Origin of the sequence: Burkholderia sp. RF2-non_BP3, assembly GCF_001522185.1 — a bacterium.
Lineage (GTDB): Bacteria > Pseudomonadota > Gammaproteobacteria > Burkholderiales > Burkholderiaceae > Burkholderia > Burkholderia diffusa.
The window spans coordinates 222421-236663 of record NZ_LOSU01000009.1 but is presented as its reverse complement, the minus strand read 5'-3'; the positions used below and the strand labels follow the sequence as shown (position 1 = coordinate 236663).

At 65.9% G+C, this 14243-nt stretch carries 11 protein-coding genes and 1 pseudogene; 7 read left to right on the top strand and 5 right to left on the bottom strand.

Going from position 1 to position 14243, the window contains the following annotated elements; translation table 11 throughout:
* Positions 1–56: 56 nt before the first annotated feature.
* On the bottom strand, positions 57–923 hold the full coding sequence (locus tag WS45_RS03200; protein WP_059689257.1) for a LysR family transcriptional regulator: 867 nt from the start codon (positions 921–923) through the stop codon (positions 57–59).
* A gap of 616 nt (positions 924–1539) precedes the next feature.
* Here WS45_RS03200 and WS45_RS03195 point away from each other — a divergent pair.
* The gene (locus WS45_RS03195; RefSeq protein WP_059528891.1) at positions 1540–2343 is read left to right on the top strand and encodes an ABC transporter substrate-binding protein; all 804 of its coding nucleotides are present in this window, start codon (positions 1540–1542) and stop codon (positions 2341–2343) included.
* Positions 2344–2374: 31 nt separating this feature from the next.
* On the top strand, positions 2375–3229 hold the full coding sequence (locus tag WS45_RS03190; RefSeq protein ID WP_059528887.1) for a phytanoyl-CoA dioxygenase family protein: 855 nt from the start codon (positions 2375–2377) through the stop codon (positions 3227–3229).
* Positions 3230–3329: 100 nt separating this feature from the next.
* On the opposite strand, the gene hutC is transcribed toward WS45_RS03190, so the two are convergent.
* Together hutC and WS45_RS03180 are read right to left on the bottom strand one after the other, a co-directional pair.
* The gene (hutC, locus tag WS45_RS03185) at positions 3330–4067 is read right to left on the bottom strand and encodes a histidine utilization repressor (RefSeq protein ID WP_059528884.1); all 738 of its coding nucleotides are present in this window, start codon (positions 4065–4067) and stop codon (positions 3330–3332) included.
* Positions 4068–4112: 45 nt separating this feature from the next.
* Complete coding sequence (locus WS45_RS03180) at positions 4113–4877, bottom strand: SDR family oxidoreductase (RefSeq protein ID WP_059698129.1); 765 nt, start codon at positions 4875–4877, stop codon at positions 4113–4115.
* Between the two features lie 401 nt (positions 4878–5278).
* On the opposite strand from WS45_RS03180, the gene WS45_RS03175 reads away from it, so the two are divergent.
* Positions 5279–5989, top strand: coding sequence for a YceH family protein (locus tag WS45_RS03175; protein WP_059689262.1), 711 nt, complete (start codon positions 5279–5281; stop codon positions 5987–5989).
* An 85-nt stretch (positions 5990–6074) separates the two neighbouring features.
* On the opposite strand, the gene WS45_RS03170 is transcribed toward WS45_RS03175, so the two are convergent.
* Positions 6075–6497, bottom strand: a complete 423-nt coding sequence (locus WS45_RS03170) for a hypothetical protein (protein WP_059689263.1) — start codon at positions 6495–6497, stop codon at positions 6075–6077.
* Positions 6498–6871: 374 nt separating this feature from the next.
* Between WS45_RS03170 and WS45_RS03165 the strand changes: the two genes are divergently transcribed.
* The 3 genes from WS45_RS03165 to WS45_RS03155 all read left to right on the top strand — a co-directional run bounded on the left by WS45_RS03165 (position 6872) and on the right by WS45_RS03155 (position 12211).
* Entirely contained in the window at positions 6872–8179 is a 1308-nt protein-coding gene (locus WS45_RS03165; protein WP_059698126.1) for a lipase family protein, read from the top strand.
* A 164-nt stretch (positions 8180–8343) separates the two neighbouring features.
* Positions 8344–9474, top strand: a complete 1131-nt coding sequence (locus WS45_RS03160) for a 3-deoxy-7-phosphoheptulonate synthase (RefSeq protein WP_059528867.1) — start codon at positions 8344–8346, stop codon at positions 9472–9474.
* 493 nt (positions 9475–9967) lie between these two features.
* Complete coding sequence (locus tag WS45_RS03155) at positions 9968–12211, top strand: ATP-binding protein (RefSeq protein ID WP_306459383.1); 2244 nt, start codon at positions 9968–9970, stop codon at positions 12209–12211.
* Positions 12212–12232: 21 nt separating this feature from the next.
* On the opposite strand, the pseudogene WS45_RS36370 reads toward WS45_RS03155, so the two are convergent.
* Positions 12233–12385 (bottom strand): annotated as a pseudogene (locus tag WS45_RS36370) (ATP-binding protein); the annotation flags it as partial.
* 1102 nt (positions 12386–13487) lie between these two features.
* On the opposite strand from WS45_RS36370, the gene cblR reads away from it, so the two are divergent.
* Positions 13488–14195, top strand: coding sequence for a cable pilus system response regulator transcription factor CblR (cblR, locus tag WS45_RS03150; protein WP_059689267.1), 708 nt, complete (start codon positions 13488–13490; stop codon positions 14193–14195).
* The last annotated feature ends 48 nt before the right edge of the window (positions 14196–14243 follow it).

Sequence of the window (14243 nt, the reverse complement as noted above, 5' to 3'; positions counted from 1 at the left end):
GCGTGCATTCCACGGTTACGCGGTTGCTCGGTTGATGCGGACCCGCATCGCCGCGCTCAATCCTCTTCGTGCTCCAGCATCGCCGCGAGCGCCTTCGTCAGTTCGCTGACCATCGGATCGGCCGTCGGCCGATGCAGGATCGCGATGTCCATGTTCTCGATCGGCGCGAAGCCGCCGTGTTCCTCGGTCAGCACCACGTGGTCGTCGGTCACCACGCGCGCGGGCAGCACGCTGATGCCGAGCCCGTCCGCGACGGCCGCCTGGATGCCGCTCAGGCTCGACGTCGTGAAGCTGATCCGCCAGCGGCGGCCGCGTTCCTCGATCGCCTTGATCATGTCGTCGCGATAGAGCCCGCGCGGCGGAAACACGACGATCGGCACCGGATCGAGCTCGATCGTCGGATGCTGCGCGCTGTCGATCCAGCGCAGCTTCTCCGGCCAGCGCGCCACCGCCTCGCGGCTGTCGCGCCGCTGCTTGATCAGCACGAGATCGAGCTCGCCGCGATCGTAGGCCGCGCAGATGTCGCGGCTCAGCCCGCACATCACCTCGAGCTTCACCTGCGGATGATCGCGCTTGAACGCGGCGAGCGCATGGGTCGTGCGGCCCGCCGCGAAATCGTCGGGCACGCCGAGCCGGATCGTCAGCGCGACGGTCGCGCCCGACAGCGCCTCCAGCATCTCGTCGTTCAGTGCGATCATGCGCCGCGCGTAGCTGAGCACCGTCACGCCGGCGTCGGTCGGCCGCACGTCGCGCGTGCCGCGGTCGAGCAGGCGATGCCCCGCGATCTCCTCCAGCCGCCGCACCTTCTGGCTGACCGTCGACTGCGTCGAATGCAGGCGCGCGGACGCGGTCGTGAAGCTGCCGCAGTCGGCGACCATCACGAGCGCGCGCAACAGGTCGAGGTCGAACAAAGGTCTATTCATATCCGCACTTTTTCGGCTTGCAACATTTCATTTTCAAATACGCGCGACGATTTTTAACATGGGCCGAGCCCGTGGGCAATCGCGGTTTCGCCGGACCCGGCGCCCGGTGACCGGCTGCGCGGCGCGGCTGATTGCGGTGCACGGGCGGCAATGATGTGGAAGCGGTGCGGGCGGGTATGAACGCCGATCACATGAGTCGCTTCGACCGTGGCATCGATGCGGTATAGGTCGGAATCGCGGCCACGGTAACTCCCGAAGGACGACGGTCTGATTTGCCGGCGATTTCTGATCGTCCCGGCTTGTGGATATTCGATCGAATACGCTCTCCGCGGGCTGTGCGCATTACCGGGTAAACGCCTGAACACCCACAAACTCCCGGCAAGTTTCTATATTTTGCGGGTTAGATCGCTCTTTCTGCGCGATTTCTCCGCGTAATTCCCGCCCGTCCACTCCGCCTCCATTTCTTCGGCTTGCGCTCGAAAATCGAGCGGTCTAGACTGCATCGCAGTTTCATCGAAGTCCCAGTCTTTCGCGTACCGCGCCGGGCCTGCCGGCACGACGCTCCCCAACGGACGCCCGGCGCTCGCCCGCCGCGTCGAGACCACAAGGACACACCATGAACCGCACTGCAAAGCTCGTCGTTTCCGCGCTGGCGTTCGCGCCGCTCGTCTCGGTCGCGCAGGACACGGCGACGATCCGCTGGGGCATCGATCCTACCTATCCGCCGTTCGAGGCGAAACAGCCCGACGGCTCGCTCGCCGGCTTCGACATCGACCTGCGCAACGCGATCTGCGAGCAGTTGCGCGCGAAATGCGTGTGGGTCGAGCAGGGCTTCGACGGGATGATTCCGGCGCTGCGCGCGCGCAAGTTCGACGTGATCATGTCCGCGATGACGGCCACCGACGAGCGGCTCAAGCAGATCGACTTCTCGAACAAGCTGTACGCGTCGCCGGGTGCGCTCGTCGCGCCGGCCGGCTCGAAGCTGCTGCCGACCGCCGCGTCGCTTGCCGGCAAGCGCGTCGGGATCGACCAGGGCACGACGCAGGAGGCGTACGCGAAGGCCGAATGGGCGACCAAGGGCGTGACGATCGTGTCGTACCAGAATCAGGACCAGGTGTATCAGGATCTGGTGAACGGCCGTCTCGACGCGACCTTCCAGGACAAGACGCAGGCCGGCTATTCGTTCCTGAAGACACCGCGCGGCAAGGGCTACGCGTTCGCGGGCCCCGACGTGACCGACGTGCGCATCACCGGCTACGGCGTCGCGATGGGCGTGCGCAAGGGAGACGCCGAGATGAAGAAGCGGCTCAACGACGCGATCGCCGCGATCCGCGCGAACGGCACGTACCAGAAGATCGCCGCGAAATATTTCGACTTCGACATCTACGGCGCGAAGCAGCAGCTGACCGCCGCACCGTGACCCCGTGACGCATTCAATCGACAGGCAAGCCATGACGAGTATCCAGGACCGCGTCGCGACAGCCGTGACGCCCGAACTGATCGCCGCCTTCCGTGAAGAAGGCGCCGTCTGCATCAAGGGCATCTTCTCGCCCGACGAAGTGGCCGCGCTGCGTGCCGGCATCGACGCGAACCTCGCGCAGCCCAGCGAGCGCGCGAAGGTCGCGAGCCGGCCCGACGACCCGGGCTGGTTCTTCGAGGACTTCTGCAACTGGCAGCACAACGACGCGTACCGCGACTTCATCGTGCGCTCGCCCGCGCCGTCGGTGGCCGCCGCGCTGATGGGCACGCGGACGGTGCGGCTGCATCACGACCATCTTCTGGTGAAGGAGCCCGGCACGCGGCAGCGCACGCCGTGGCATCAGGACCAGCCGTACTACAACATCGAAGGCGACGACAACGTCAGCATGTGGATTCCGGTCGATCCGGTGCCGCTCGAATCGACGCTGGAGTTCGTCGCGGGTTCGCACCGGGGGCCGTGGCTGATGCCGCGCACGTTCATGGACAAGGAGGCGAAGTGGTTTCCGGAAGGCAGCCTCGCCGACCTGCCCGATATCGAGGCCGACCGCTCGGCGTTCCCGATCCGCCACTGGGCGCTCGAGCCGGGCGACATGGTGTGCTTCCGGATGCTGACGCTGCACGCGTCGGGGGGGACGCAGAACCGCCGGCGCGCGTTTTCGATCCGCTTCGTCGGCGACGACATCCGTCACGCGCCGCGCCGCTGGAAGACGTCGCCCGATTTCCCGGGGCTCGCGGACGAACTGCCGGACGGCGCGCCGCTCGAGCATCCGCTGTTTCCGGTCGTGTGGTCGCGCGGCGCGGGGCAGGTCGGGGCGATCCGGGCGTAAGCGGCGGATCGCGACGACATCAGGTGACATCACGCGCGCGGCGTCCGCTTCGCGATGAAGCGGACGCCGCGCGTGGTCGTTTTCGAGCGTCGCGGGAGGTTCAGGTCTGGTGCCGCCCGGCGCCCGGCTTGAAGCGCGAGCCGAGCCGATAGCGGTTGCCCGGATGCAGGAAGTGTACGAACGTGACGGGCAGTCCGTTCGTCCAGGTGCGGCGCGTGAGCGTGAGGCACGGCTCGTCGGCGCGCATGTCGAGCAGCCGCGCCTGTTCGCCGGTCGGCAGCGACGCGTCGACCACGTGCTCGATCTCCAGTTCGTAGTGCGACACGTTGTTGAACAGGTATTCGGACGGCGGCTCGACCTGGAAATCCTGGTCGATGAATTCGGGCGCGGCGGCCGGGTTCACGTAGCGATCCTCCAACTGGATCGGGCGGCCGTTTTCCTCGTGCACGCACACCACGTGGAAGACCGGCGTGTTGACCGCCAGCCCGAACGCGGCCGCGACGTCGAACGACGCGGGCTCGCGCGACTGGCTGAGCACGCGGCAGCGATATTCGTGGCCGCGCGCGCGGATCTCGTCGCGGATGTGCGCGATCATCAGCAGGTTCGACTGCGGCTTCACCTCGGCGACGAAGGTGCCGACGCCCGCGATGCGTTTCAGCACGCCTTCCTCGGTCAGCTCGCGCAGCGCGCGGTTGACCGTCATGCGCGCGACGCCGAATTGCGCGGCAAGATCGAGTTCGGACGGAATGCGGTCCCCCGGGCGCCAGTCGCCCGCGTCGACATTCTGGCGGACGAGCGTCTTGATCTGCTGGAACGGAGCGGTGGTCTTCGTGACCATCGGGGGATCCTCGGGGGGAAGGCAACCGCGAAATTCTATCCCGGATCAGGTTGCGGGCAATTCGCGAACGTCGGCCGTCGGCACCGAACCGAACGCGTCGCTCAGTGCATAGCCGATCAATTGCCGCGCGGCCGCCTCGGGCGTCGACAGCGCGCCGCTCGACTTCAACTGGTCGAATTTCTCGCGCATCGGGAAGTTCGCTTCGCTGGTCGAGCGGATCGTCGCCTGCATGCCCGTGTCGACGACGCCCGGCGCGACGCTGCAGATCCGCAGCGCGCGGTTCGCATCGAGCGCGACGGCGCGCGCGTGATGATCGAGCGCCGCCTTGGTCGCGCAGTAGACGCTCCAGCCCGCATACGCGTTGCGCGCGGCGCCGCTCGACACGTGCAGGATGCGGCATTCGGTCGGCGCCGCCGCCGCCTGCACGAGCGCGGCCGACAGCATCAGCGGCGCCGCGACGTTCACGCCGACCGCGCGCGCGACGAGCGCCGGGTCCTGCGCGTCGAGCGAGCCGATCGGATCGACGATGCCCGCGTTGTTGAAGAGCAGCACGATCGACGCGCCGTCGACGAAGCGGCGCAGCGTGTCGCCGGCGAGCCAGGCCGCGACGGCCGACGTGTCCGACAGGTCGAGCTCGATGTCGGCGAAACGGTCGCCGGCCTGCGCGGCGAGCGACGGATGACGGCTGCGCGACACGCCGAGCACGGCGATGCCTTCCTGCAGCAGTTGTTCGGCAAGCGACGCGCCGAGGCCGCGCGTGTGTCCGGTGACGATGGCGCGCACGTGCGGCGCTGAGATGGATGTGGTCATGGTGGTGAATGAGTGAACGGATGAAGCGTGTTGACGCGTGGCGCGCATGCGCCGCGGCACGGCGTGCGGGGCGGGCGATGCGCGGTGCTGGCGTGGCGGGCGAAGTCGGCCGCGTGCGGCGCGGCATGTCCAAAAGTGAACGCGTATCGTAGCGCCGGCCCGCGCGACGCGCAAACGCGGGCGACGCCGCGCGCGGGCGCGGTGCGTGAATTCGCGACGTCGAACGCATGCACCGCCGCGCGGCCGATACGTTGGACGAAAGCGGACTGCGGCAAGTCCGCACGCCATGGCGGCGCGTGGCGCCGGGCCCCACGTCGCGAGCTATCATATGGCTCGCCCGTTCGCGACGCCGGACGGGGCGCGACCGTTTCCTTTCACTTGCCGCACGCTGCGACGCATCCATGAACACCACGCCGGACATGCCCACGCCACGCGCCTTGCGCGAACTTACGCCCCTCGAGGCCCGCATTCTCGGGGTGCTCGTCGAGAAGCAGCACACCGTGCCCGACACCTATCCGCTCTCGCTGAATGCGCTGACCTCGGGCTGCAACCAGAAGACCGCGCGCTCGCCGGTGATGAACGTCAGCGAGGACGAGGTCACGACCGCGCTCGACGGGCTCAAGCACCTGAGCCTCGTGATGGAAGGAAGCAGCAGCCGCGTGCCGCGTTTCGAGCACAACATGAACCGTGTGCTCGGGATTCCGAGCCAGGCGATCGCGCTGCTGACGATCCTGCTGCTGCGCGGCCCGCAGACGGCCGCCGAACTGCGCCTGAACAGCGCACGCCTGCACGGCTTCGCCGACATCTCGTCGGTCGAGGCGTTTCTCGACGAACTCGCGGCGCGTGCGCAGCCGCTCGTCGTCCGGTTGCCGCGCGCGCCCGGTGCACGCGAGAATCGCTGGATGCACCTGATGTGCGGCGAAGTGAACGTCGCCGACTTCGCCGGTTCGGACACGGGCGGCGGCGCGGATTCCGTTCCGCCGTCCGAGTTCGAGGCGCTGAAGGCCGAACAAAAGCGGCTTGCGGATGAAGTGGCGCGGCTGAACGCGCTCGTTCAGCGCATGGCGACCGAACTCGGGATCGACGTCGACACCCCCGGCGACGCCGGCTGACCGCCCGCCCGAGCCAACTCGACACCGGCGCGGATCAAGGCGCGCCGGGTGACGAATGCACCTCCCGACACCGCTCGAACCTGCGCTACCAGCGGCACCCCGTCTTCTCGGACGCATCGACGTCCTGCGCCCACGCGAAATCGGTCTTCTTGCCGGTGCGCGCATTGGTGTACGTCATCGAATAGACGATCGCACCCTGGCTCATCATTTCGTATTCGCCGTTGATCTTGCCGTCTACCATTTCCCACCACGTCGTCGTGAACTGGTACGGGCGGCCTTCCGCGAGTGCTTCCTGATCCACGTGCTTGAGCAGCAGCGGAATCGCCGGCTTCGATTTCGCGTAGCGGACGACGCCCCCTTGCCACTTCGCCACGTCGTCGTAATACGTGCGCAATTCGAAGCGCACGGGTTTGTCGCCGGTCGTCCTGAAGCACAGCACCTCGGTGCTGACCTCGGCCGACGCAGGCAATGCGATGCAGAGCAGCAACGCGGCAAGTGTCTTTTTCATGTATGTGTGTGAGTCGTGGATGGCTCGCGCCGAACGTCGGGCCCCATCGGCGGCGGACAGTCGTGATCGTACGATACCTAAGTTATACGCGACACTCGGCCGTACGGCCGGAGCGTCTCGCGGAGAGCGATCGTCGCGACGGGGTTTAGGCGTTTACCTTCAAACAACGGGAAATCCGCATCGATTCCGTTCTCGCTGTGCTTCAATTCATCCGGTTTGCAGTCCTACTAAATTCCATACCGAAAACAGAAGGGACCCTTCACTCAAAGGAGACAGCCGATGGCCAGGAACCCGTCTTGACGCCGCAATCCGGACAAGTCGCAACACAGCGAACTTCCTCGATGAAAAGCAGGTTATCCCCAGAGGCAACTCCGATGTCCTCCAAACGTTTGATGACGATCGCGGCCGCCGTGCTGGCCGTCGCCACGTCGTCGGTTCATGCAGGCGCGGCCACCGTGACCGACCCGTTCTACACGTATACGGGCGCCACGCCGTTGAAATCGATTCCACCCGGGACGGTGCTCAACACGCGAACCGTCACCTATCACGTGGCCGGAATGCCGACCGCGGTGACCGCCCAGCAGTTGCTGTATCGCACCAACGACGCGCAGAACCGGCCGGTCGTCAACGTGACGTCGGTGATCCGGAGCCCGGTCAGCAACGGCCGGGCGATCTCGTACCAGTCGGCCTACGACTCGCTGAATCCTTACGACGAACCGTCGCAGGTGATCGCCGGCGATCGCGATGTCACGAAGATCATCAACGCCGGCACCTTGCTCTACAGCGCGGAATCGATCCCGCTGTCGACGCTGCTGCTGCTCGGCTACAACGTGATCGTGCCCGATACGGAAGGCCAGACGGCGGACTTCGCCGCCGGCCCCGAATACGGGATGACGACGCTCGATTCGATCCGCGCGGCGCTCAACACGCCGTCGACGGGCCTCGCGCCGTCCAGCAAGGTCGCGATGATCGGCTATTCCGGCGGTGCGATCGCGACGAACTGGGCCGCGCAACTCGCGCCGAGCTATGCGCCGGACGTCAACAAGCAGCTCGTCGGCGCGGCCGAGGGCGGCGTGCTGGTCGACCCCGCGCACAACCTGCGCTACGTCGACGGCAGCATCGTCTGGGGCGGCGTCGCGGCAGCCGCGCTCGCCGGGCTGTCGCGCGGCTTCGGCTTCGATCTGACGCCGTATCTGAGCGACAGCGGCGTCGCCGTATTCAACGACATCCAGAACCAGTCGCTCGCCTACATCCTGCCGAAATACACGGGGCTGCGGTGGGCGACGCTGTTCAAGCCGCAATACGCGAACGACATCAACAGCATTCCGGCGTACGTGACCTACGCGAACAAGGTGAACGCCGGGCTGGCCCCGTCGCCGACGATTCCGATGTACATCGTTCAGGGCACGGCCGGCGTGCTCGACGGCACGTTCGGCAGCCAGGTGGGCGACGGCGTGATGCTCGCGTACGATGTACGCGCGCTCGCGCAGAAGTTCTGTGCCAGCGGCGTGCCGGTCGTGTACACCGAATATCCGCTCGAACACGCGGGCGCGATCGCGCCGTGGGTGGCCGGGATGCTGCCCTGGCTCTACGACCGCTTCGGCGGCAAGGCCGCGCCGAGCAATTGCGCGCTGACGGCATGGTTGCCGAGCAATTCGCTCGCGCCCGAGACGCTGCACTAGCCGCCCCGCGCATCGACACAATCGCCGGGCGATCCTTCGCGGATCGCCTTTTTTCATCCGGCGCCTTGACGCCGGTCGCCTTCCCCCGCCGCGCCTCGCTGCCGCCACGCGCGAGTGCCATAATCGAGCCTGCACATCATTCCAGACGTCCCCGGAGAACCCCCATGCAGAACCTCGACAATCCTTCTCACGATCGCGAGGTAGGCAGTGCCGACGCGACGCAGGACACCACGCGCATCGACGACGTCCGCATCGGCGCCGTGCGTCCGCTGATCTCGCCCGCGCTGCTGCAGGACGAGCTGCCGGTGCCGGCCGCCACGCAGACGCTCGTCGAGGACACGCGCCGCGCGATCGGCGACATCCTGCACGGCCGGGACGACCGGCTGCTGCTCGTCGTCGGCCCGTGCTCGATCCACGACCACGACCAGGCGCTCGACTACGCCCGTCGCCTGAAGGCCGCCGCCGATGCGCTGAAGGACGACCTGCTGATCACGATGCGCGTGTACTTCGAGAAGCCGCGCACGACCGTCGGCTGGAAAGGCTACATCAACGATCCGCGCCTGGACGGCAGCTTCCGCATCAACGAAGGGCTGCGCGCGGCGCGGCAACTGCTGCTCGACATCAACGCGCTCGGCCTGCCGGCATCGACCGAATTCCTCGACCTGCTGAGCCCGCAGTACATCGCGGACCTGATCGCGTGGGGCGCGATCGGCGCGCGCACGACCGAGAGCCAGAGCCATCGGCAGCTCGCGTCGGGGCTCAGCTGCCCGATCGGCTTCAAGAACGGCACCGACGGCGGCGTGCAGGTCGCGTCGGACGCGATCGTCGCCGCGCGCGCGAGCCACGCGTTCATGGGGATGACGAAGATGGGGATGGCCGCGATCTTCGAGACGCGCGGCAACGACGACGCGCACGTGATCCTGCGCGGCGGCAAGAACGGGCCGAACTACGATGCCGAGCACGTCGAGGCGAGCTGCGCGGTGCTGCGCAAGAGCGGGTTGCGCGAGCAGGTGATGGTCGATTGCTCGCACGCGAACTCGAACAAGTCGCATGAGCGGCAGATCGAAGTCGCGCAGGATCTTGCGCGGCAGCTGTCGCAGGGCGAGCACCGGATCGTCGGCGTGATGGTGGAGAGTCATCTCGAGGCGGGGCGTCAGGATTTGAAGCCCGGCGTGCCGTTGCAGTATGGCGTGTCGATTACGGATGCGTGTTTGAGCTGGACGCAGACGGAGCCGGTGCTCGACGTGCTGGCGGAGGCGGTGCGGCATCGGCGCGTGTATTCGCGCAATGCGTGAAGTGACGGCGGCGGGTTGATGCCCGCCGCCGTCATGGTCGGCCCATCGACGAAGACGGGTGCCGAGCGGCGGCACGTCGCATAGCGGCGATATCCGAACGACTGGAATAGCGGCGCGTGCGCCCGAGGTGCCGTGCGGCGAGCGGTCGCGCTGTAGGCGATCCTGCTGATGCGAATCCCCTCGCCTCCGGCCAAAATTAGGACAATTCCTAAGGCGTCTGTCTGAAATAGGATTGGATGGACGGCCGATTTGCGGATCGTCGGATAGAGTCGCCCCATCTGCAAACCTCAACCGACGGCGCATGCCGTGCATGGTCTCCGATGCACTCGCTCCGGCCGCCGTATCGTACATGGAAGGACGTCTTATCGCGTGCCGCGCCGCACCGCGCCTGCTCTTGCGCGCAATATTCCTTTGGTTCGTCGTCTCGTCGCTCCCTGCGAACGGCGCGACCGCCTGCTGGAAGCCCACCTTCACTGACGAGGAGCTTCGGTGGATGCGCGCGCATCCGGTCGTCAATATCGCAGTCGAGGCGAACTGGCATCCCATCGAATACATGCGCAACGGCAACCATGCCGGCCTCGTCGCAGGGTACCTGGACGCAATCTCGAAAATGACCGGGCTGACGTTCAAGACGGTGCCGGGCACGGAATGGGGGCACGCGTACGATGCGCTCGCATCGCACAAGGTTGATCTGCTGCCGGGCGTATGGCGCGACCTGGTGCCGGACCGCGTCGGCGCCGGTGCTCTCGTCAGTGCGCCCTACCTGGTCGGGCGGCTGACGGCCGTCACGCGCAACGACTCCGCGATGATCTTCAACCTGAAGCGGCTCGAAGGCCGGCGTGTCGCGATCAAGGGGCGAGGCGCGGTCGAGTATTTCACGCGCAACAGCGGCGTGATGCTCGACGTGCTTACGTTCGACACCGAGGAACTCGCGCTCGCCGCGGTTGCCAACGGCGAGGCCGATGCCGCGCTCGGCGTCGACGTCACGATTCTGCCGATCGTGCAGCGGCAGTTTCCCGGGCAGCTTTACATGTCGGGGATGCTTGCCGACCGCCCCGTATCGCTGGCGATGCTTACACGGGCAGACCTGCCGATCCTCGCGTCGATCATCGACAAGTCGCTCGCGGCCATTCCCGTGAGCAAGACGGCGGAGCTCACGCGCGACTGGGTCGAGATGGCCGATTACGGCAAGCCGACGCTCCGTTCGATCCTGCATTACCGGGCGCCCCAGGTGATCGCGATTGCCGCCGCGCTGCTGGCATTCGCGATGCTCGCATTCCTGTCGTGGAAGTCGCGCGTGGCCGCGATCCGCAGCGAGCGCGAAAAGGCGACGTTTCTCGCGTTCGTCAGTCACGAAATCCGCACGCCGATGCATACGATCCTGTCGTCGCTGGAATTGCTGCAACGCTCGCGGTTGACCGGGCAACAGGCGAATCGCGCGGATGCGGCGATCTCGGCATCCGAGACGCTTCTGACGCTACTCGACGATATCCTCGAATATTCCCGCCTCGAATCGCGCAAGGTTTGGCTTGCCACGCAGGCCGTCGAGCTTGAGTCGTGGGCGCGGCATACGGTCGACATGGTGCGCTGGCGTGCCGACGAGAAAAACTTGAGCCTGGAGCTCGACTTTGCTTGTCCGTCGGCGGTGCGCGTCGCAATCGATCCGGTCCGTGTGCGCCAGATCGTGCTGAATCTGCTCGTCAACGCAATCAAATTCACATCCGCAGGCTCGGTGACGCTGCGCGTCGAGTATGTTTCAGGTCGCCACGGGCAAAATGGCACGCTGACCCTCGCGGTGCGCGATACCGGCATCGGCATTGCGCCCGAACGGATCGAACACATCTTCGACGCATACTGGCAGGGGCCTGCCTCGCTTCACCAGGACGTCAACGGCAGCGGGCTTGGTCTCGCGATTTGCCGTGAACTGGTCGCATTGATGCACGGCACGATCACCGTCCAAAGCCTGCCGCACGTCGAAACGACGATGACGGTGCGATTGCCGGTCACGACAGTGGACGAGCCGTTGCCGGTGCGGCCCGCCACATCGATGCCCGTGCTGGTCGGCGCACCGCCTGGACACGCTCATCCTGAATCACCGCGCATCCTGATTGTCGACGATCACGAAACCGTGCAGTTCGCGCTGCAGCAGCAATGCGAGGAACTCGGCTGCGTCGGCATCGTTGCGGGCACCGGCGAGGACGCGTTGCGTCAATTGGCGGACGGCCGTGTCGACCTCGTGCTGCTCGATGGCGATCTGCCGGACGTCGACGGCTATGCGCTCGCGAAGATGATCCGTCAGGACGAATCGGCACGCGAGGCCAGACACGTTCCGATCATCGGGATTTCCGCTGTATCCGGGGACGCGCATCGCGAGCGCTGCTTCGACAGCGGCATGGACGGCGTGCTGGGCAAGCCGCTGCGGCTCGAAACGTTGCGGCAACTGATCGCGATGTGGTGCCCGGCGTATGCCGAGATGGAACCGGCGGCGGCGCATGCCGACGATGCCGCCGATCTCAACGCTGTCTATGACCGCGAAGTGGCGAAGGATCTCGACGCGCTTGTCAACGAATTGCTGTCGCGCGATTTCGCCGCAGCCGCACGGGCCGCGCACCGGATTGCGGGGGCGTCGCATCTGGCCAAACTGGGCGATATCGCCAATATCGCGTCGCATGTCGAAACGCGGCTTCGCGAACTCCATGGCGTTCATCAAGTCGACCCGTCCCCGACAGATCGATAGTCCCGGTCCGCCGCCGTTCACGCGGCGGCTGCCCGGCTGCTCGACGCGCTGGTGCGGCGCGAAAATGCGACGCTGGCGATCGGGTGGAATGCCGATGCCGGTGTCGCGGACTTCGATCGCGCGCGAGCTGGCATGGCGCGCGTTTGCCGTCGAGATAAACGACGCGCAGCGCAATCGAGCCGGCCGACGTGAACTTGATCGCGTTGGCAAGCAGGTTCAGCACGATCTGCCGCGTGCGCACCGAACCGATCGGCACGCACAGCGCGGTGGGCACGCGAGTTCGAACTCCGGGTTGAGGTTTTTCTCGTCGACGCGCCAGCGCATCATGTCGGCGCTGCGCTACGCCCATGCGCGGCCGGACGTCGGCGCGAACGCGAGCGTCACGTTTCGAGACTCGAGACGCGAATATTCCAGGACGTCGTCGAGCAACGTCAGCAGCGATTCCGAAGCAACCGCCGCGTTCGTCGCCGCAAATCAGCAGGATCACGGGCACGCCGGCATGCCGGATCGCTTATTCGAGCCTGCCGCTACCGTTGCGCGATCTGCTTGTCTGTCGGAGTCTCAAGATCGCCGAAGAGATTCAACGGCTCCGTTGCGACGACGACCATCGTGCCGACGAACCACGGCAGGCTGACGATGGCGCCGCTTCTTGACGCGTCCGCCGCCATGTCGATCTTCCCCGACATGAGAGCGTGGTACGAATTGGCCCATGTTACGTTGTCGACATACTCGAAGCGCAGTCAGCTGATTTGCGAAATTCGAACGGACGCCAATGCGTGTCGGCACAGGTGCGCACGCCCGGATGCGCGGTGATCCACGCCTTCGCCTCAGGCGTGAACCGCGCACGTGTGATGACCTGTATCAGGCGCTGCAGTGGTAGCGTGAGAAATACTCGGAGCGAGGTCGTCATCACAAAGGGTCTGTTGCGTCGGCGCAACGCGGTGCAGACGGGAGCAACGACATCAACCGTGCCTTTCGATGACGCGAGCGCCTGCGTTCGGCGATTCGTTGCGGGCCGCGCCGGCGCCGGCGACATATGCCGTTCAGGTGGCGGAGACGGGGCGCGCGGGCCGTTTCCCATGCTGTCGCTGCCGCGGATGCCGAATCGGACTGCATGGCGTCCGCCATGACTGCTCGCACCTCGGCTGTTTAGCTGGCGGGGTTAAAAATTATCCAGAAAGCCGGTAAGCTAATCCGGATCATCCGTTCCGGTTTGCCATGGCAAGAAGCGGCCAACCGTTGATGGGCCGTATCGCCAGAATGAAAAGGGGTAGTAATGAGACCAGAGCTCCAACCGATCCGCGTCGTGATCCTGGACGACCATGCCGTCGTCCAGCACGGGATCGCGAGTTATCTGACGGAGAGGACCGGCATCGAAGTGGCGGCGAGCTTTGCGAGGTCGCGCGATCTGATCAGCTGGCTCGAGTCGAATCACGCCGACGTCGTGCTGCTCGACTACACGTTGGGCCCGGACGAGATCGACGGCCTCAATCTCGTCAAGCTGGTGAGCACGCGCTTCCCGGATTGCAAGATCCTGATGACGTCGAGCAGCGATACGCCTGCGACCGTCAACATGACGATGCGCGCAGGCGCGCTCGGTTTCTTCGGCAAGAGCGAAAATCTTCGCGAACTGGTGCATGCGATCCGTGTGGTCGCAGACGGACGTTCGTATATCAGTGCCGAATTGGCAGGCAGGGTGATGGCGAGCGCGACGCCTGTCCAGAGTGTGACGGCGCCGAAACCGGCGGTCAGCGACGACGCACCCGCAGCCGAATCGGAAGCGTCCGCCGACCTGCGCCTGAGCCCGCGCGAGCACGAGGTGCTGCGCTGTTATCTGGCGGGCATGTCGGTATCCGATATCGCATTGAAATTTTCCCGCAGCCGCAAGACGATCAGCGCGCAAAAGCAATCGGCGTATCGCAAGCTCGGCATCCGTAGCGATGCCGAATTGTTCGCGTCCCGCAAGCTGCTCGAGAAACATTGAGCGTCGTCTGATTCCGACTCTCCCTCGGCATTTTTCACGCCGACATTG